This window comes from Acinetobacter sp. YH01008, assembly GCF_013420435.1.
In the GTDB taxonomy this organism is placed as follows: Bacteria; Pseudomonadota; Gammaproteobacteria; order Pseudomonadales; family Moraxellaceae; genus Acinetobacter; species Acinetobacter pseudolwoffii.
Genome location: NZ_VOYD01000002.1, coordinates 145,491 through 164,888, shown reverse-complemented (window position 1 = coordinate 164,888; position 19,398 = coordinate 145,491). Strand labels below are relative to the sequence as shown.

At 43.8% G+C, this 19,398-nt stretch carries 21 protein-coding genes; 9 read left to right on the top strand and 12 right to left on the bottom strand.

Annotated elements, in window-relative coordinates:
* The first annotated feature begins 9 nt into the window (after window positions 1-9).
* Window positions 10-654 carry an MBL fold metallo-hydrolase gene (locus FTT75_RS02805; protein WP_005095372.1) on the top strand — a complete coding sequence of 215 codons (645 nt, stop codon included), beginning with the start codon at window positions 10-12 and terminating at the stop codon, window positions 652-654.
* Between the two features lie 38 nt (window positions 655-692).
* On the opposite strand, the gene FTT75_RS02800 is transcribed toward FTT75_RS02805, so the two are convergent.
* Both FTT75_RS02800 and FTT75_RS02795 read right to left on the bottom strand, forming a co-directional pair.
* Window positions 693-875, bottom strand: coding sequence for a hypothetical protein (locus FTT75_RS02800; protein WP_180101388.1), 183 nt, complete (start codon window positions 873-875; stop codon window positions 693-695).
* Between the two features lie 174 nt (window positions 876-1,049).
* Window positions 1,050-1,223 (bottom strand): DNA gyrase inhibitor YacG, encoded by a 174-nt coding sequence (locus tag FTT75_RS02795; protein ID WP_005095374.1) that lies wholly within the window; start codon window positions 1,221-1,223, stop codon window positions 1,050-1,052.
* Window positions 1,224-1,308: 85 nt separating this feature from the next.
* On the opposite strand from FTT75_RS02795, the gene FTT75_RS02790 reads away from it, so the two are divergent.
* Together FTT75_RS02790 and FTT75_RS02785 are read left to right on the top strand one after the other, a co-directional pair.
* Window positions 1,309-1,953: an SAM-dependent methyltransferase gene (locus FTT75_RS02790; RefSeq protein WP_171255765.1), complete on the top strand. Its 645-nt coding sequence runs from the start codon at window positions 1,309-1,311 to the stop codon at window positions 1,951-1,953.
* A gap of 4 nt (window positions 1,954-1,957) precedes the next feature.
* Window positions 1,958-3,157, top strand: a complete 1,200-nt coding sequence (locus tag FTT75_RS02785) for a TIGR03862 family flavoprotein (RefSeq protein ID WP_100534763.1) — start codon at window positions 1,958-1,960, stop codon at window positions 3,155-3,157.
* 157 nt (window positions 3,158-3,314) lie between these two features.
* Here the strand turns inward: FTT75_RS02785 and FTT75_RS02780 are convergent, their stop codons facing one another.
* Together FTT75_RS02780 and FTT75_RS02775 are read right to left on the bottom strand one after the other, a co-directional pair.
* Window positions 3,315-3,896, bottom strand: a complete 582-nt coding sequence (locus tag FTT75_RS02780) for a hypothetical protein (protein ID WP_180185884.1) — start codon at window positions 3,894-3,896, stop codon at window positions 3,315-3,317.
* A gap of 15 nt (window positions 3,897-3,911) precedes the next feature.
* Window positions 3,912-4,688 (bottom strand): class I SAM-dependent methyltransferase, encoded by a 777-nt coding sequence (locus FTT75_RS02775; protein WP_180185883.1) that lies wholly within the window; start codon window positions 4,686-4,688, stop codon window positions 3,912-3,914.
* Between the two features lie 113 nt (window positions 4,689-4,801).
* On the opposite strand from FTT75_RS02775, the gene FTT75_RS02770 reads away from it, so the two are divergent.
* The 3 genes from FTT75_RS02770 (at window position 4,802) to FTT75_RS02760 (ending at window position 7,440) form a co-directional block, all read left to right on the top strand.
* Window positions 4,802-6,073 carry a hypothetical protein gene (locus FTT75_RS02770; RefSeq protein WP_180185882.1) on the top strand — a complete coding sequence of 424 codons (1,272 nt, stop codon included), beginning with the start codon at window positions 4,802-4,804 and terminating at the stop codon, window positions 6,071-6,073.
* A 126-nt stretch (window positions 6,074-6,199) separates the two neighbouring features.
* Window positions 6,200-6,397: a hypothetical protein gene (locus tag FTT75_RS02765; protein WP_005172920.1), complete on the top strand. Its 198-nt coding sequence runs from the start codon at window positions 6,200-6,202 to the stop codon at window positions 6,395-6,397.
* A gap of 89 nt (window positions 6,398-6,486) precedes the next feature.
* Window positions 6,487-7,440, top strand: a complete 954-nt coding sequence (locus FTT75_RS02760) for a 2-hydroxyacid dehydrogenase (RefSeq protein WP_180185881.1) — start codon at window positions 6,487-6,489, stop codon at window positions 7,438-7,440.
* A gap of 70 nt (window positions 7,441-7,510) precedes the next feature.
* Here FTT75_RS02760 and FTT75_RS02755 read toward each other — a convergent pair whose 3' ends face one another.
* The 5 genes from FTT75_RS02755 to glyQ all read right to left on the bottom strand — a co-directional run bounded on the left by FTT75_RS02755 (window position 7,511) and on the right by glyQ (window position 12,916).
* Entirely contained in the window at window positions 7,511-8,005 is a 495-nt protein-coding gene (locus FTT75_RS02755; RefSeq protein WP_100329300.1) for a hypothetical protein, read from the bottom strand.
* Between the two features lie 226 nt (window positions 8,006-8,231).
* Complete coding sequence (locus FTT75_RS02750) at window positions 8,232-8,621, bottom strand: hypothetical protein (protein WP_100329299.1); 390 nt, start codon at window positions 8,619-8,621, stop codon at window positions 8,232-8,234.
* Between the two features lie 89 nt (window positions 8,622-8,710).
* Window positions 8,711-9,796 carry a YaaC family protein gene (locus FTT75_RS02745; RefSeq protein ID WP_180075943.1) on the bottom strand — a complete coding sequence of 362 codons (1,086 nt, stop codon included), beginning with the start codon at window positions 9,794-9,796 and terminating at the stop codon, window positions 8,711-8,713.
* A gap of 67 nt (window positions 9,797-9,863) precedes the next feature.
* On the bottom strand, window positions 9,864-11,933 hold the full coding sequence (gene glyS, locus FTT75_RS02740; protein WP_180185880.1) for a glycine--tRNA ligase subunit beta: 2,070 nt from the start codon (window positions 11,931-11,933) through the stop codon (window positions 9,864-9,866).
* Window positions 11,933-12,916: a glycine--tRNA ligase subunit alpha gene (gene glyQ / locus FTT75_RS02735; protein WP_005095400.1), complete on the bottom strand. Its 984-nt coding sequence runs from the start codon at window positions 12,914-12,916 to the stop codon at window positions 11,933-11,935. Before glyQ ends, glyS begins: the two co-directional genes overlap by 1 nt.
* Window positions 12,917-13,229: 313 nt before the next feature.
* Here glyQ and FTT75_RS02730 point away from each other — a divergent pair, with 313 nt between their 5' ends.
* Together FTT75_RS02730 and FTT75_RS02725 are read left to right on the top strand one after the other, a co-directional pair.
* On the top strand, window positions 13,230-14,072 hold the full coding sequence (locus FTT75_RS02730; protein ID WP_180185879.1) for a transglutaminase family protein: 843 nt from the start codon (window positions 13,230-13,232) through the stop codon (window positions 14,070-14,072).
* 233 nt (window positions 14,073-14,305) lie between these two features.
* Window positions 14,306-15,424 (top strand): HPP family protein, encoded by a 1,119-nt coding sequence (locus FTT75_RS02725; protein WP_005095404.1) that lies wholly within the window; start codon window positions 14,306-14,308, stop codon window positions 15,422-15,424.
* 122 nt (window positions 15,425-15,546) lie between these two features.
* Here the strand turns inward: FTT75_RS02725 and FTT75_RS02720 are convergent, their stop codons facing one another.
* The 3 genes from FTT75_RS02720 to FTT75_RS02710 all read right to left on the bottom strand — a co-directional run bounded on the left by FTT75_RS02720 (window position 15,547) and on the right by FTT75_RS02710 (window position 18,320).
* Window positions 15,547-16,959: a DASS family sodium-coupled anion symporter gene (locus tag FTT75_RS02720; RefSeq protein WP_005172903.1), complete on the bottom strand. Its 1,413-nt coding sequence runs from the start codon at window positions 16,957-16,959 to the stop codon at window positions 15,547-15,549.
* A gap of 83 nt (window positions 16,960-17,042) precedes the next feature.
* Window positions 17,043-17,828 carry a sulfite exporter TauE/SafE family protein gene (locus tag FTT75_RS02715; protein WP_100329294.1) on the bottom strand — a complete coding sequence of 262 codons (786 nt, stop codon included), beginning with the start codon at window positions 17,826-17,828 and terminating at the stop codon, window positions 17,043-17,045.
* Window positions 17,829-18,044: 216 nt separating this feature from the next.
* Entirely contained in the window at window positions 18,045-18,320 is a 276-nt protein-coding gene (locus FTT75_RS02710; RefSeq protein WP_005172901.1) for a PspC domain-containing protein, read from the bottom strand.
* A gap of 243 nt (window positions 18,321-18,563) precedes the next feature.
* Here FTT75_RS02710 and FTT75_RS02705 point away from each other — a divergent pair, with 243 nt between their 5' ends.
* Window positions 18,564-19,256, top strand: coding sequence for a hypothetical protein (locus FTT75_RS02705; RefSeq protein WP_005172899.1), 693 nt, complete (start codon window positions 18,564-18,566; stop codon window positions 19,254-19,256).
* The last annotated feature ends 142 nt before the right edge of the window (window positions 19,257-19,398 follow it).

Genomic DNA, 19,398 nt, shown 5'->3' with positions numbered 1-19,398 from the left:
TTTTGCCCTATGTTACAAGTCAAAATTGTTCCGGTTACTGCTTTTCAGCAAAACTGTTCGATCATTTGGGATACGGACACGAAAGAAGCCATTTTGATTGATGCAGGGGGCGAAGCTGAAAAACTCAAAGCTGAGGTCGAAGCTCTGGGCTTAACCGTGAAAGCTTTATGGCTGACCCATGGACATCTGGATCATGCAGGTGCAGTAGGCGCCTTGAAAAAGGCCTGGAATGTACCAGTAATTGGGCCACATAAGGAAGATGCTTTCTGGCTGGACATGATTCAGGAGGTTTCAGCGCGTTATGGTTTTCCGATTCCAGAAAAAGTTGAAGTGACACAATGGCTGGAAGGGGGGGAAATACTGAAGCTCGGTGATGAAGAATTTGAAGTGCGTTTCGCGCCAGGGCATACCCCGGGCCATGTGATGTTTTATAATAGCAATCATGCCCTGTTATGGACGGGCGATGTGCTGTTTAAAGGCTCGATTGGCCGTACGGATTTCCCGCGTGGCGATCATCAGCAGCTCTTGGATTCAATTCAGCGTGAATGTTTTAGCCTGCCGGATGAAACCCAGTTTATTTCAGGACATGGACCGATCAGCACCATTGGTTTTGAAAAGCAGCATAATCCCTTTATTGCAGGCAAAGCGGGTTAAATATCGACGTGAATCAAAGACCAAGTATCCTTGGTCTTTTATTTTGAAAATGGATCACTGCTAAATTGACGAGTTTGCATGTGAATTAGCCATGCCATAAAAGCAAAAAGCACACCCAGTACAATAAACAAGCTATCTTGTTGGAAAATACCGACTCCCAGAGAGAGAAGTGCCAGTAGACCCACCCCAACTAATATGACTTTTAAAATAATATAGTTCATATTATTGCTCTAAAAATAATGTGAAGATTTAAAGTAGAACAATAATGCTAAGGCACGATGAATGGTGTTAATTCGTGTTGGCTTTTCAGGGTGATTTTATAAACTTTATGTGATTTTTGGCTAATTTTCTACATAGTCTTCAGTTCAGAAATGTTTTTTTACTGTACAGAACTTCTAATCCTCAGAAGTGTCCGCCTGCGGTGCATCTTGAGTGGGCAAGCTATATTCTTCATTGGCCCATGCGCCCAGGTCAATCATCTTGCAGCGTTCTGAACAGAAAGGACGGAAATCATTCTCTTCCCAGGTCGTCAGTTTGCCACAGCGCGGACAGTTTAAAGTAGTGGGCATGAGATCAACTCCAAAGAAAAATAAAGCTTCGATTAGGCAAATATAGCCGCACTTGGTAGACTTATGCGGTTTTTATTAGTTTGATCTGATTATGCCGATTCGTCAATTTCAAGCACAGCGTATGCATGCACCCCGTGATTTTCAAAGCATCAGTCCTGAAGCGGTCTGCATCGAAGTCGGGGCGGGTAAAGGCAAACATGCTTTGTTATTTACCAAGACCCACCCCGATACTCAACTGATTGCGATTGAACGTACCCGCGAAAAATTCCTGGCCATGCAAAAACAGCACGGGATTGAAGGTCAGGCCAATTTACAGACCGTTCATGCCGATGCTTTGCCGTGGATCGTGCATGCATTGTATCCAGAGCAGGTAGAACAATTCTTTATTTTGTATCCAAATCCGGAACCGCATAATCCGGCGCAGCGCTGGGTCAATATGCCATTTTTTGAGTTTTTACTTTCCCGTTTAAAGACGGGTGGAACCATTACACTGGCCAGTAATATTCCTGCCTATATCGAAGAAGCAGAACAGCAGGCAGAACAACTGTGGAAATTACCTTTTATTAAAGAAGTCATTGCCCAGGATTCAGCACGCACCCATTTTGAAATTAAATATCTGGAACGTGGGGAATTGTGTCAGCAACTTATTATTACTAAACCTGAAGCTTATGTGACACGGTTTGATGATTTCCAGCCTTTGCAAGGGCAGAATGCTAGCGTCGCGGAATAATCAGATGAGCAAACGTATTGCCATTGTTGGCGCTGGTCCTGCCGGGTTAATGGCCGCAGAAGTCCTTAGTCAGTTTGATTATGAGCTGCACGTCTATGAGCAAAAACCGTCTGCTGCACGTAAATTTTTGATGGCAGGCAAAACCGGCCTGAATATCTCTCATGCGGAACCGGTTGAGCAATTTGTGCAGCGTTATGATCAGGTGGACTGGTTGTCGCCATGGGTCAAACAGTGGGATGCTGTCTGGATTCAAAACTGGATGCAGGAACTAGGCATTGAGCCTTATATTGGTTCATCCGGTCGGGTATTTCCCACAGAGATGAAAGCTGCTCCCTTGCTGCGTGCCTGGCTCAAGCGCTTGGCCAGTCATGGCATCCAGTTTCATTACCGGCATAAAGTCAGCCGACTGCATCAGCAACAGCTTGAGCTGCACGATCTAAAAAATAATGAACTTCGCACTGAAAAATTTGATGCAATTATTTTGGCCTGTGGCGCAATATCCTGGTCAGAACTGGGCAGTGACGGCGCATGGCAAGCCTGGTTAAAACCCGATGAGATTGAGGCTTTTCAGGCCAGTAATGCCGGGGTGGAATATCCATGGTCCAAGTTCATGCAGCCAGTCTTTGGTCAGCCTTTAAAACGTGTAGAAGCCTGGGTCGGGCAAGGTGAAAAAACCACGGGTGACATTGTGATCAGTCATTATGGGCTTGAAAGTGGTTTGATTTATAAGCAGGGAAGAGGTTTACGCGAACAGCTAAAACAAGGTCAGCAAATGCAACTGAGTCTGGATTTATTTCCTGACCAAAGTGTGGGGCAATTGGCGAAAAAATTACAGCCGACTAAGAAGCAGTCTTTAAGCAATGTTTGGCGTAAAGCCGGATTGGATGGTGCCAAAGCGGCTTTGGTGCGTGAACTGGTGGCCAAGACTTGGTGGCAAGATGCTGCTGAATTAGCCAAGCAGATAAAACATTTGACCATTCCACTTACAGGCTTTCGTCCGATTGAAGAAGCGATTAGCTGTGCAGGTGGGGTCAAGCGTGAAGTGCTGTCGGAACAGCTGCAACTTAAATCCAATCCGTATGTATTTCTTTGTGGGGAAATGCTGGACTGGGATGCACCGACTGGAGGTTATCTGCTGACAGCCTGTTTTGCTACAGGCCGGGCGGCAGGTCAAGGGGTGCATCAGTTCCTAAAGGCCAGCTAAGTCATTTTATGCTGAGGGAGAAAAAGCCCTTATTCTGAAATGCAGACCAAGCCTGGACAGTATCATGCTTATTCAAGGTGCCTGTATGCACCCATTGAGCTTAGATATTCGCTGTGTATTTTAGTCAAGCTGGGTGCAAGCAATGAGCTCCATGGAATTAACTGGCTGGGCGGGCAGGTGCTGTGTTGGCATTCAGATCCGGATATTGCGAACGCCAGCGTTCTAGTTGCTCTTGCGCATGCAGATATTTCCCTAAACCTTTGACACTTTCACTGGCCTCATTCACTGTTTTGGTTTGAGTCTCAGGACTATTTACCAATTTGTCCTGATGTTGCCAATATTGATACATCATGCCCTGAATATAACGGCCCTGTTCGGTTTTCAGTTCTAAATCCTTCAGCATATTCAGGGCTGACTGTACATGATCGCGCTGGCGTTGCTGAATAAACTCCGGACTCAAGCTATCTTCATCACGCATGCTGTTTAATTCTTTTTCCAGCTCCGCACTCATTTCCTGAAAACGTTGCTCATAATCGGTCAGTACTGCAATATCATGTGGATCATCAGTGGTTTTGGGAAAGTCTTTCAGCGGCTCGGTTTTCAGTTCCTGCATCACCTGATCTGAAGCCGTACTGTCTGCAGCCGGTTCGGTACTTTCCGATGTTTTCTGGTCACATGCCATGAGCAGCATGACTGCTGCAAACAGGGCAGTGCGTGTCATTCCTGATATTTTATGCATGATTGACTCCTGTTTTTAATTAGTTTTTTTAAATACGTATATATGGGTAATATAAGGAAAATAAATCATTTCCTCTATACCTTTGGCTGTATAGTCCCAGATAATCTGTTCAAACTGTTGTTTGAGCTGTGCTTGCCGGGATGCCGGCATGGCTGCAATAAAGCTGGTCGAGAGTAGCCGTTTTGATACCACCTGCTCCACACTGCCATGGTGTTGCCGGGTCATGCTGGTTTCTGCATACGGCTGAAACAGGGTTTGTTGTTCAAACACCTTGCGCCACGCTCCGCTATGATAACGCGGGGTATCACCTTCTAATGGGGCGATACACTCTGCCAGTGCCTGAACCCAGGCTACCCGGGTATCCCGCTGATTCCAGACCAGAACCAGATAAGCATCGGGTTTTAGGACTCGGTTGAGTTCCTGTAAGGTCTCTGCATTCGCAAACCAGTGAAATGACTGTGCACAAAATACCGCATTCAGGCTATGATCAGGCAAGGGGAGTTGATGGCTCAGGCCTTCAACAGCCTCAATGTCCGGATGGGCCAGTTTTAATTGTGCCAGCATTTCCGCAACCGGATCGACAGCGATGATGTTTTTACTGAGCGGGCGTAAATAAGGAATAAACTTGCCGGTCCCACTGCCCAAATCCAAAAGACGCGCATCGACAGGCAAAGTCAAAGTATCGGCCAGCCACTGACTGATCTCTGCCGGATAATCGGGACGCACTTGCTGATACAGCTCGGCAGATGCACTAAAACCCCGTTTTGCTGCCGGATGTAATGATTGTGTCATATTTTGCGCTTTTTAATCTTTTTGATCGATATAAAATAGCATATTCACTTTTTTGACAGCATTCATTGATTGAATTGTTGTGGAAGGGTTCGATTTACCAGCACGGGAAAGTTATGGACAAGCAGATTGTTTTTGAAGATGAGCATATACGCGCGATTTTTATGCCGGGGTCATCTTCAGAATTGATTTTTTCATTTGGCGATTTGATTACCCGTGCCAAGGGCCTCAACATCAATGCAGAAAAGTCGCTACAGAAATTCGAGTTCAATGTTCTGGGTATTATGCCCAAGCACAAATCCTGGTTCCCGCAAGGTTCCATGTGGAACATGTTAGAGGCAGTGGCTGAACTGATTGCGCCGTTTCAGCAGCGGGTTGCCTATGGTGGCTCGATGGGTGGCTATGCTGCGATCAAGTATTCCCGCGCCTTAGGCGTGCAGCGCGTGGTGGCGATGGTGCCGCAATATTCGATCAATCCGGATGATGTACACGATGCCCGCTACAATATGTTCTATCAGCCAGAGCTGAATGTCGGGATGCGGGTTGAAGCCGAAGATATCGATAGCGCGTGCGAATATATTATTGTCTATGATCCGTATTGTGCCGAAGACCGTGCGCATTATCTGAAACTACAGGCCCTGATTCCGCAGCATCATGTGCTGCATTTGCCCTTTACCGGACATGATGCCATTGCCGTTCTGGCCAGTTCCGAATTGCTGTATGACTTTTTGGTACATGATTACGAACCGAGTTATTTTTACCAGAAAATGCGTCGGGTCAAGAAAAACAGCAAGTTCTATTATCGCAAAGTCATTGAAAGTGTCTTGCCACGCCATCGTATGGCCTTGGGGCGTATCCTGAAAAATAATGATCTGCAACTGGATAATCAGTTTTTTGATGCCAGCCAGAAACAGGTGATCTTAAGAGAATTATTGCAAAATAAACAGGTCGATCAGCATGACCTGCTCAAGCTCGGCATTCATGTCAATTTGCCGCAGGAAAATCGTCAGTTGCTTCTGGATCAATATGGACACGGTCTGGTATTTAATGTCATCAGTCATAAAATCGAAAGTTATGCAGAAGGCGCGATTGCCCTGAACCATAAATTCCTGATTCCGATTTATGCCAAAGGCAATGGCCTATTGAGCATCAGCTTGAATGATGAGCGTTATCTGGTGGTGATGAATGACCGGCATGTCATGAAACTGATCAAGGAGCAGGATGAACTCAGTCTGGGCATGCACCCGATTCTCATGAAACGTTATAGCGATTATTATATGTTCAGCTATAAGCACTTGAATTTAAGTACCAATGAGTATGGCGCTGCGGCCTTTATCGATGAAAGTGACAAAAATACGCAGTTTGTGACGCACAATGAGATAAACTAGCTTTATTTTTTAATAAAAAACAATTACTTGACATGTGATTGGCTAGGCATAATATAGAGATAGGCGGTACAAATAATATCCACCCGTACTGCTCCCGATAGTTGAAACGAACCAGGGGGTCTCTATATGATGCAATCTGCCCAGATGATACAAGTCTGTTTCATGGTCGGTTTAGCGCTGCCCAATCTGGCACATGCAGAAAGTGTACATCCAGCCGTGATTATGATGAGTGCATCGATTATTTTCATGATCATTCTGGCGGTGTATGTGATCTATAAAATCCGGCGTTCATTGCGCAATCATCTCGATAAACCGCTAGATTAAGATTGGCAGAGCGGAAACTGCTTGAAAAGCCTCAATGACTTGTTTTAAATGATAAAGATCAATGGTTCAACAGGATTGAGGGAACAGCCATGAAAGCCGTTTATTTAGACTATGCTTCTCTAGACCAACAGGATTTGGACTTTCAGGCACTGCATGCAGCCTTTGATCCGCTTGTGTTGTATCCAACGACTTCGGCTGCCGAGATTGCTTCCCGCGTGGCCGAGGTTGAGGTCATTATTAGCAATAAAGTACTGATTGATGCTGCGACCATTCAGCAATCTCCTGAACTGAAACTGATCCTGATTTCTGCGACCGGCAGCAATAATGTCGATCTGGCTGCGGCCAAAGCACGCGGCATTGTGGTCTGTAACTGTCAGGCCTATGGTACTTCTGCGGTTGCGCAACATACTTTAATGTTAATGCTCAATCTGGCCACTTCATTTCTGTCTTATCAACGTGCGCTACAACAAGGCCAGTGGCAAAAAGCCAGCCAGTTTTGTTTGCTGGATGCGCCAATTGTCGAGCTGTCCGGAAAAACACTGGGCATTGTCGGTTATGGTGAACTGGGCCATGCGGTGGCGAAACTGGCTGAAGCTTTTGGCATGAAAGTTCTCATTGCTGCGCTGCCAAACCGTCCAGCAGATGCATCCCGTGTAGCATTTGCCGAGTTGCTTGCTCAAGTTGATTTTCTCAGTTTGCATTGTCCACTCACTGAAGACACCCGACATTTGATCAGTCATGCTGAACTCGAAGCCATGAAGCCAAGCGCATTTTTAATTAACTGTGCGCGTGGCGGAATTGTCGATGAAGCAGCCTTGGCGCAGGCGCTGCGTGAAGGTCAGATTGCCGGTGCAGCGACCGATGTTTTAACGGTTGAGCCACCCAAAGAAGGCAATATCTTACTTGATGCAACAATTCCAAACCTGATTGTGACGCCGCATAATGCATGGGGCAGTGTTGATGCACGGCAGCGCATTGTGAATCAAATGGTCGAAAATGTTGAGGCTTTTAAAAATGGCCAGCCGATACGGCAGGTGAATTGATTTTTAACCCTTCTCTTGAAGTGAATATTTTTTGCTGAAAGATAAATAAAAAGCCCATGACGGGCTTTTCTTATAAATCAGTCACTGCATAGCTGGTGGCAGTGCCGGAACCGGATTGAGGCTGCATCTGCGGTGTTGTGGTTTGCGGAGGCGCAGAGGATTCACTCAAAGGCTGTTGCACAATCGGTGCTGCTTGTTGAGGGTTAGCGCGCCACACTTCTTTGGTTTGCTGGATTTTCTGATTGGTTTGTTGGGCTGCTTGCGTAGCTCCCTGATCGACTTTCTGCGCGGTTTCTGAAGCCGCTGCTTTGGTATTTCCCCAAGCACGATCTACACCTGGTTTTACTTTAGCAATGCCTTTTTCAGTCACTTCACCGACTTTTTCTGCGGTATTGATGACGCCTTCCTGAGCTTTATAGGCAAAGACATGCAAAAGATTTGGATTGGTGCCATATGGAGCAATTGGCTTACTGGTTTGTGTTTCTGATTCGGTTGCAGCTTGTGCCAGTGCTGGAATGCAGATTAAAAATGCAGTGCCGAGAATAATAGCTTTTTTCATCATCATAATGTGATCGACCTCGAAGTAGTCAAATAGCGATCTTTTGTTTGATTTTGAGTGTAGCGGATAATTTCACGAAAACAATGAAGAACTGATGGATTCGCGAGCGCTTCCAAGAAGTACAATTTAGCTTTTTTGTAATGAAAGACGGCGCGGTGAGATATGAAACCGGTTTTTATTTATTTTAGATAAAGAATTGCCCCATTTTCTGAATAAAAACAGGGCAGGATGCTTAGTCACATTGAGTTAATGCATCTTTGGCAAAGTGATGGCGGAGTGAAATAAAGTTTTTTTGTACATTTTCGGCATGTAGATCAAACTTTTGTGCAGTGCTGGTGCCGTCGCGCTGGAAAGTTGCTGAACCTGCATCCATCAGGGTAAGGCCTTTAAATGACCATTGTTCAACGACACGGTTATTGCCAAGATCGCCGGTAAATTCAATCACGCATTTGTCGAGGAACTTGGTCAGTTTTGCCTTGTTGTTGGTGGTTTCTGGAGATACTTCGAGGTTTTGTACTTCCTGTAAGACGCCAACTTCAAGCTGCGGGATTTTTGGTGCAGATGTACAAGCTGTAACTGCGATACTCGCAAGACCCGTCAAAATAAGAGCTTTAAATTTCATATGATTCTTTCTTGTTGAGTGTTGTTAGGTTGAGTATAGGGAATCTATAGAGAAAAGCATATAGTTTCCCATCATTACAACAAGGTAAGCTAAATTGTATTCATAGGTGTAATAGAAGAAAAAGGCATAACACATTCTTTTTCTAATAATATTGAGCATAGTTGATACAAAAATTGATTAGGAGAGAGATTTACAAACTCACTTACAATTGGCCTTAATGTACCCTGCAATAGTTCATTAGCTTCACTAGGTCTATATCGAGCAACAGTACCAAGATAGAACATACATAATAAAGTATAGGATAAGTGTGGTAATTCGGCCGTTTTTAAATCAACGTAATAACGATATCCAGTATTTGTAAGAATAGGTGCAATATCAAATTTACAATATTCTTTTAGGATATTCTGATAAATCGTATTCATATTTTCTCTAGTATAAGGCTTTCGAGACTTGGATCTGTATACTATTTTCCCTTCACGAGGGAGGCCTTCTTTGAAATAATTTAATCTTTCATTTTTAAGAAATCTGTTTATATCAACTTTGGTTTTTTGTTCATTATCAATAAGAATTTCGGTAAATAATTTATTATGTTCAGGGTTAGTTAAGATTTCTATCTGAATAGGTAGTAATTTTCTTTTAGGTAGAAGTCCTAAGCCATGACATAGACTATGAATTTCGGGAATATTAGTTACGGCTTGGCGAAAATTAATATTAAAAGGATGAGTGATTTTCTTACCTAGAATTTCAGAAAAAGTAGCAAATATATTTACTCCTTCGTTAGATTTTGGCTTTACCTGAATAGTACTGTCTGTGCCAAGCGGTAAATTTAAACCATGATGCTCATGTACGGTTTCTAATTCAATTTTATTATAGGACAAAAAGCATTTTACAAGGTTCAGCATCCCATAATAAAGTAATGTTGCTCGAGTTGGTAAAAGAATACTGTTAGCGGCTTTATAAAAAGATTCAGCTAAAGATGAGAAATATAAAGAACGCTCTAAGAAAATTTTATTATCACCTCTACTTCTTGAAATTTTTTGTTGAAGGTGTGAATTAATTAGAGACCAAGGATCACTTGTTAATATCTGTTGATCTCCAGCTTTTAAATTAGCGAAGGAGAATCTTAATTTATTATATTTAAATAATGCTATTTCACCCTGTTCTAATTTACTCATTTTAAACTCAATAAAAAACCCCACTAATTTATAGCGAGGTTTTGTTTAAACTTCAAGCAATTAAAGCTTAGTGCTGTAACACCGAAATATCAGCCACTTTCGTAAACAAATCACGCAGCTGAGCAAGCATACGTAAACGGTTTGCTTTCAAGTCTGCATCATCAGCCATGACCATCACACCGTCAAAGAACGCATCGACTGGCGCACGAAGTGCAGCTAAAGCTGAAAGTGCAGCAGTGTAGTCTTTGGCAGTAAATAACGGCTCAACCACAGGTGTAATTTTTGCAAGTTCAGCGAACAATGCTTTTTCAGCATCTTCAACCAGGTTTGCTTCAACAATTTCACCTTCAGGTGCAGCTTCTTTTGCAAGAATATTGGCAACACGCTTGTTGGCAGCAGCAAGGGCAGCAGCTTCAGGCAAGGCACGGAAGTGATTGACCGCATTGACACGCTTGTCAAAATCAAGCGGTGATTTAGGCGACAAGGCTTGAACAGCTTGAATCACATCAACTGCAACGCCTTGATCTTCGTATTTGGCACGGTAACGACCTTCTAAGAATGCAACAGCATCATTTAAAGTCTTGTCGTGATCTTTCAATACATCGCCATAAGCAGCTAAAGCAAGTTTGATCAAATCTTCAATTGATACATCAAGTTCATTTTCAGTGACTAGACGTAAAATACCAATCGCAGAACGACGCAGTGCAAACGGGTCTTTAGAGCCTGTAGGCGCTTGACCAATACCAAAAATACCCGTCAAAGTATCTAAACGATCCGCAAGGGCAATGGTTGTACCTGTTTTGGTTTTCGGTAAAACGTCACCCGCGAATTTAGGTAAATACTGCTCGCCTAAAGACTCAGCAACTTCATCATTTTCGCCTTCAAGACGTGCGTAGTAAGTCCCCGCGATCCCTTGAAGTTCAGGGAACTCACCCACAAGTTCAGAGGTTAAATCACATTTTGCAAGAAGCGCTGCTTTTTCAGCATCGGCAGCATTTGCACCTGTAATTGGCGCTAAAGCAACAGCCAATTTTGCAATACGTTCCGACTTGTTCCAAAGCGTACCCAATTCTGCTTGGAAGACCATATTCGCCAATTTCTCTTTACGCGATGCAAGCGGTTGCTTTTGATCTTGCAAGAAGAAGAATTCAGCATCCGACAAACGTGGACGAACGACTTTCTCGTTACCTTCAATAATTTGTGTCGGGTCTTTCGACTCAATGTTCGACACCGTAATGAAGTACGGTTGCAGTTTATTGTCAGCATTCACTAAACAGAAGTACTTTTGGTTGTCCTGCATGGTGGTGATCAATGCTTCTTGCGGAACAGCAAGGAAGCGTTCTTCGAAGCTGGCACGAAGCGCAACAGGCCATTCAACCAATGCTGTTACTTCGTCACGAAGGTCACTTGGTACAATTGCAATGGCATTGACTTCATCAGCCAACGCTTTCACTTGTTGGTCGATAATGGCTTGACGTTCTTCAAAAGAAGCTACAACGTGCGCTGCTTTTAATTTTGCTAAGTATTCGTCAGCATGCGTTAAAGTAATCGCTTCAGGTGCGTGGAAACGATGACCATAAGTCACGTTAGCTGCTTTGTGATCCTGAATGGTTGCATCAACAATATCGTTGTCTTTCAGCAATACCACCCATTTTACCGGACGTACAAATTCAGTACGGCTCGCCGCAGAACGCATGCGTTTTGCAATTGGCAGGTTGTCCAAGGCATTTTGTAAAATTTGCGGGAGTAAAGCGTCTAGGCTTTGACCTTTCACGTCTTTCAAGTAGCACACTTTTTCAACTTTACCGGCTTGGAAAGTCGATACTTGATCAACCGTGATGCCTTGACCACGCATAAAGCCTTCAAGCGCTTTAGTCGGGTTGCCTTCCGCATCAAAGGCTGCTTGCTTTGCAGGGCCGTCGAAACGTTTTTGCGTGTCAGCTTGCGCGCCGTCAACATTTTTAATTTTTAATGCCAAACGACGTGGTGCTGCATAGGCTTCGATAGAATCAAAAACAAGACCAGCATCTTTTAAGCCTTTTACGGTTTCTGCTCGCAATGCATCACGTAATTTTTTTAAGCTTTTCGGTGGAAGTTCTTCACAGCCTAATTCGAACAAAACGGTATGTTTAGACATTATTTGCTCTCCTTAGATTCAACTTTTGCTTCCGCTTCAACTTGTGCTTTTAACTGCGCTAACACTTCATCACGAAGCTCAGGTTCAGCCATCGGGAAGCCCAATTTCGCACGCGCTGCCACATAGCTGTTTGCAATGGCACGTGCCAAAGTACGCACACGTAAAATATAACGTTGACGTTCAGTCACCGAAATCGCACCACGTGCATCTAATAAGTTAAAGCAGTGTGAGGCTTTAATCACTTGCTCATAAGCAGGCAATGGCAGTTCAGCTTCGATTAAACGTGTTGCTTCAGCTTCGTAGAAATCGAACAACTCAAACATTTTTTCAACGTTTGCATATTCAAAGTTATAAGTTGACTGCTCAACTTCATTTTGATGGAACACATCGCCATAGGTCACAGTACCGAACTGACCTTTGGTCCAAACTAAATCGTAAACCGAGTCTACACCTTGCAAGTACATGGCAAGACGCTCAAGACCGTAGGTGATTTCGCCTGTCACTGGGTAGCATTCAACACCGCCCACTTGCTGGAAATAAGTAAACTGAGTCACTTCCATACCGTTGAGCCAGACTTCCCAGCCTAGACCCCAAGCGCCGAGGGTTGGCGATTCCCAGTTGTCTTCGACAAAACGAATGTCGTGTACCAGTGGATCAATTCCAATCGCTTTAAGCGAGTCAAGGTAGAGCTGTTGGATGTTGTCCGGGTTTGGCTTCAGTACCACCTGGAATTGGTAATAATGTTGCAGACGGTTCGGGTTTTCGCCATAACGGCCATCTTTCGGACGACGTGACGGCTGAACGTAGGCTGCGTTCCAGGTTTCAGGCCCTAAAGCACGAAGGAAAGTCGCTGTATGGAATGTTCCTGCGCCCATTTCCATGTCGTAAGGCTGCAAAATTACACAGCCTTGCTCCGCCCAGTAAGTTTGTAAGGCAAGAATTAAGCCTTGGAAGGTATCAATATGCGATATGGCGCGACTCATGGTCATCCACTTAAAATTAGAGAAAAATTGTGCTCAATTATAAGGACTTTGCAGGGGAGTGGCAAAGGGTTAATGTGTGGAACCTTTTTTGAAAAAATCCAGAATACCTTTAAACAAGAAGAGTCATCTATGCATCTGTCGTGATTTCAGCTTTACTGGCCGATTGAGGCTAACTTAAAAATCAAGAATAAATCAGATATATGGCATCCGATTAACCGGAGCATTATAAAGCTCAACTGATCTTATACGATTAGCATCCTAAAATTAGTTTAATATTCACACAATATAATAATGCTTAAAAATAAGGAAATTCATGACCACTTATCAAATTCAATGTCATTTAAAATATAAGGTTGTCCAGACCACAGAATTTGTTTTTCTGATTCAGGCGGCACATCATTCCGATCAAACTATTCTTGAACAACAACTGACATTTAATATGCCTGTCGTATGGCGTGAATTCCAGGATTTAAATCATCAAAATCGTTATATACGTCTGCATGTCCAACCTTGTGATGTCTTTGAAGTGCACTATGACGCGACAGTTGAACGTCATCCGGTGATTAATGCAGATGCGCAGCATAATCTGAATGAAGTGCTGATTCCGGATTTGCCTGATGCGGTGCTGCCTTATTTGCTAGCCAGCCGTTATTGTAATTCGGATTTATTTGCAGAAATGGCCAATCGGTCCTTTGGCTGGATGACGCCGGGTTATGCGCGGGTCAAAGCGATTGAACAATGGATTTATAACAATATATTTTATGTTTCTGGCAGCACGGATCAGTTTAGTACTGCAACAGATGTGCTCATCCATCGGGCGGGCGTCTGTCGTGACTTTGCTCATTTAGGTATTGCGCTGTGTCGTGCTTTAGGCATTCCAGCACGCATGGTGGTCGGTTATGTCGAAATCGAAAAGTTTTTACCCGATTTTCACGCCATTTTTGAAGCTTATTTAGAGGGTGGGTGGGTACTGTTTGATCCGACCCGTTTGGCGCCTGTAGAAAATTTAATTCGGATTGGCACTGGCATCGATGCCGGAGATGTGGCATTTTCGACCTTCTATGGTGAGGTCGAGCTGATTAAAATCGAGCCGATTATTCGATCTGAATCAGATGAAAATCCGCTATCAAAGCCCACTGAAATTACTGCAAAATAACATGATTTTAAACAGTTTTATCAGCTTCATTGTAAGTCACGATGTTGTTGGAATATGCATGAAGTATAAAGCCTCAGCCCTTCAAAACCATTTTGATGATGAGCAATCATGCCGACATTTTTTTTCTAAAAAGTAGGCATACCTGCAGCATTAAAAGATATAAAACAAATATACCTTTAAGGCTGCTTGGTTCTATAATGCGGAAAATCGATAAAAAGTAAATCAGGTAGACTGTGTTTCACTCAAATCTAGACTGGCTCAATACCTTAAAACCAAACTTCAAAGTCCTTCCGCTCAAAGACCGTCTGTTATGCGGCATCGGTGCCCTGATCGGCTTGGCCGTATCCTCATTGCTGAGTTTGTGGATTCTGGGTGATTTTAAGGCCTGGTATATTGCACCGATGGGGGCGTCTTCGGTGTTGCTGTTTGCAGTGCCGGCCAGTCCTCTGGCACAGCCCTGGAATATTATGGTGGGGAATACCATTGCGGCTGTGGTCGGCGTAACCTGCGCATTATTCATGGCCAATCCGACTGAAGCTTTTAGTGTCGCCGTCGCTCTGTCGATTATGCTGATGATGACCACAGATTCCTTGCATCCCCCGAGTGGTGCGGTCGCGATTACTGCGGTCTTGGGCGGAAATGCGGTACATGATCTGGGCTATGCCTTTGTGTTTTATCCGGTGCTCTTAAATTCACTGCTGCTGATGATCATCGCCATTGTATTTAACCGCATGATTGGCAAGAGCTATCCGCAGCAGGCGCAACTGAATACCCGTTCTAAAGATCCAACCCCGACCCAGAAAGTTACCATTCAGCCGCAGGATATTCAGGACGTGCTAGACCAGCAAACAGAATTGCTGGATATCAGTGAATATGACCTGCAAAAGATTATTCTGGAAGCACAGGATATTGCCAATGCGCGGGCGGTGCATGAATTTACTTGTCAGGATATTATGACCAAAGATGTGGTCACGCTGCATGAAAATGACAATATTCATCATGCGCTGGACAAGTTTAAACAGATGAACCTGATGAGCCTGCCCGTGGTCAATGCAGAAGAAAAACTGGTCGGCACTTTGGCCATGTATGACGTGGTGGAATGGTTTAAGCGTGCTTCGGATATTCGCAGCAGTTGGGAAGATCAGGTCAGGCATATTATGAGCTTAAAAGTCGTCACGGTGCAGCCGACCCAGCCGATTCAGGATCTGGTGCCTTATTTTGTTGAACGTTCTTTTAATTATATTCCGGTGGTCAGTCAACAACAGCTGGTGGGAATTATCAGTCGTGCCGATATCATTGCTGCACTGAATCAGGAACTCAATCAACTTAAGATCAAAAGCAGAACTGAATAAGATGATTTTAGAGAAATTATCTGAGTTTAATGCATCTGCTTTGAGCAAGGATTTTGCTTAAAAAGCAGCGATACTTGCCAATAAAAAAGCACGCCAAAACGTGCTTTTTTATTGGACTTGGTTTAGAGGAAGAACCAGTAAATAAACAGTGAAATAATAAAGATACACATAATATTCAGTACAAAACCGACTTTCATCATTTCGCTTTGCTGGATATGACCGGTTCCAAAAACAATCGCATTGGGCGGGGTAGCTACCGGCAGCATAAAGGCACATGAGGCACCAATACCAATGACAATCACCAGAATTTCTTTGGGCATGCCCATCTGATCCGCAATTGCGGCAAATACTGGTACCAGCAGGGCAGCCGAAGCGGTATTACTGGTAAATTCAGTCAGGAAGATAATAAAAGTGGCGACTACAAAAATAATCATCAGCGGGGAGGCATCACCAAAGGCATTGGCCAGAGTTTGCCCCAGTACCAGCGAACTGCCTGAATCCTTCAGAATGGCACTCAAGGTCAGACCACCACCAAATAGGTACAAGACCCCCCAGTCGGTATTTTCTGCAATCTGTTTCCAGCTTGCGGTACCTAGAATTACCACCATACAGGCAGCCGAAATTGCAATCCAGGTATCCGGCTGAGAAATACCAAAAATTTCGGTGAATTTTTTACTGAAAATCCAGGCAATTGCAGTACAGAGAAAGAGGATCATGGTGGCTATACGGGTGCCGGTCCAGGGAATATCTTCGGTCACAAATTGTACTTTGTGATTTAGTTTTGGACGTAGTACCAGATATAAACTGACTAGCATGGCGGGGAGAATAATGAACATCATCGGCAAGCCGATTTTCATCCAGTCGGCAAAATCATAGCCGAGTGCCTTGGCGGCAATGGCATTCGGAGGGGAACCGACCATGGTGCCCAGCCCGCCAATACTGGCCGAATAGGCAATGCCGAGCAGGATAAAGACAAAAGTTTTACGATCCTTGCTGACATCCAGATGTGAAAGCAAGCCTAAGGCCAAAGGCAGCATCATGGCAGCAGTGGCCGTATTGGAAATCCACATGGACAGCAGCGCCGTCACCACAAAAATCGCCAGTACAGAAATACCCAAATGCCCACCAGACATGGAGATAATCCACATGGCAATTTTCCGGTCCAGCTTCTGGATATGCAATGCCGTTGCCAGCGCAAAACCACCAAAAAACAGGAAAATGACAGGATCGGCAAAAGTGGCCAAAGCGGCTTGTGTGGTGATGGGAACCAGTCCCCCGTCAGAGGCCATTGGCATGGCGAGTAACACCGCCATCACTGGAACTAAAAGTGCGGTAATGGTGATATGAATCGCTTCAGTCAGCCAGAGAATACCGATAAAAGCCAGCAGAGCCAGACCCTTATTGGCATTCTGGTCATAGGGCAGATAAAGATAGAGGCTATAGGCCACAATAGCTGCAACAACAATAAGGATCCAGCCTTTGAGCAGCCCTTTAGGCATCGCATTGGTTGGGGTGGCTAGATTGGTCTGAGTCATATGCTCTCCTTGCAAGGTTTTTATTTACGTCATTTTTTTATATCAGCTTTGAATTTGTAATTTTGCTTTGTTTAAAAAATACCCTATTTAAAGATACTATAACCAGATTGTTGCAATAATCCAGCACTTTGCCAGAGGGCATACAGGCCCAAGCCAAAAAGTAAAGCCAGGACAATCCATTTGAAGTGCTGCTGAGATAAACGATGGCGTATTTTGCCTCCGATCCAGACACCAGCAAGGGCGAATAAGCTGATCCCGATCAGAATATGCTGTTGATGGGTTTCCAGTGTGATCAGAATTGGAAATAGTAAAATCAGCTGGATCAGTTTACCGGCAATAAAATTGAGATTACTGATAATAACAATATCTATCTTTGAGAGCTGGCAACTCATCAGATACATCATCAGAAAAGGTGCCATAGCATTGGTCGCACCTCCAATAATGCCGGCCAGTAAACCAAAACAGAGCATGCTGGAAATATGCGGACTAACTTGTAAGGGTCGTGCCCGTAACTGGTCCAAGACATAAAATACAATTACCAGACCCAATAACAGTTTTAAATAAGCCTCATTTAGCCAAAGTAACAGCTTGACCCCGAGTACACTGCCGATCAGGCTACTAAGCATTAATGGCCAATAGCGTTTTATATAATAGCCAATACTATTCAACAGACTATGTGCAGGATCGGCATTCAGCATGATCAGATTCAGCAGCAAACAGGGCAGAATGACAAGGGTAACCGCGATGCTAAGCGGATATGCGCTGGACAGAACAGCCGTACTCATCATGGGAAAGCCAAAGCCGCTTAAACCATGCAGCAGGGCTGCTACGGCACAGAGCCACAGCATCATCCATTCTGCCTGAGTCATCTGACATCCATTTCAAACATTGGAATATTGAATTTATCGCTAATTGAGCTAAAAGATAAAGTAAAAAGCTGTCATACAGCATAGAAATAACAAAAATATAGGCAAAAAAAAGCCACGATAATCTAGGGGAATTATCGTGGCATCAAAATCTCACCCCATTAGACTGGGTGAAGGAGGAAGCACTTCAATACATCTTGCTATAAATTAGGATGCAGATTAATAGCGTTTATCCTGATTGACGGTGCGCACAGGATTTTGATAGTCCTGAACTTGCTGAACCTTGTCCTGTTCAATGCTGTACTGCTTTTTTGGCATGATTAACCACAGAACCAGATAGACCAGAATACCCGGAAATGCAGCACTCATGACCGAAATCACCACAAAGATAAGGCGTAATAAATTTGCGTTCCAACCAAAACGTTCAGCAATACCACCCATCACACCTGCAATCATGTTTGAGCGGTTAGAGCGATATAAACCAACATTGGCCATTAAAATCTCCTGATTAAAAATAGGGTTGAATCCTAAAACAGATCCATACTTCAAAAATGGAGTTGGATCAAATTTTTTAAAGTGCTGATTGCAAATAAATTCGTTAAGTAATGTTAATAAAGATTAAATCCAGCTCTAAGAGCCACTAACATAGTGAAAATTCTATTGAACTCTTGTGTAAAGTTCATTGGCTTGCAATGTGCTCTGTACGTGCTGTGTTTCCTAATTTAGGTATGCTTTAAAATGAAATTGGATGTATCAAGTTGTACATTAAGCAGTTTTTTTAAATTCGGCCTAATGTTGGGGGGGATGGGCATACTACAGGCTTGTGATCGCCATCAAGTCAAGCCTGAGCAGGAGCTTCAGGCAGAATCAGGACAGGAGGGGGTGAAAATTTCCGCTGCGAATGCACAGCCTGATGTCGTGCCGGTGAGTGCAAAATCTTTAACTCAGGTAGCAGGGCAAGCTACCCTTCGGGCAGAAACCGAGTCAAATCTGGCCGTCGTACCAGATTATGCCAAAGATTTTATCGGCCGCTATTATACCGAGATCGACTGTGATGGTAACTTTGCGCCCTGCAATGAGGGTAAGGCAGAATTTATTTTGACCTTAATGCCGGATGGTACGGTGCATCGCAGCATTTTGCAGTATGGCAAAGTGTTTATTGATAATGCCAAAAGTAGCACTGCCAGCAATATCACCTATCGCAAAGACCGTTGGTTTATCAATCCGGAGCGTACCGAGGTGGTGGTGAGTCGTAAAGAAGGGGCGAGCTTTTATTATACGATTAAGGATTCGAACCATCTGGTGATGAATCTGGACAAAATCTATAGTGAAAAGGAAAGAATCAATCGTGAATTATTTGATCGCGGCTATCCTGCACCCTCTAAAGCTTATGAGCTGGTAAAAGACACCACATTTGATATTAGAAAATAATGCGATAAGAAACGGCGCTGCTCTTTTTTTTAGAATTAGATTAAAGAAAACTATTTATAACTGTTTAAAAATCAAAACAAGTTTTGAAGACAAATCAGCCTAAAATCCAAGCGTGAAAATATAATAGCAGCTGATAGAAAGC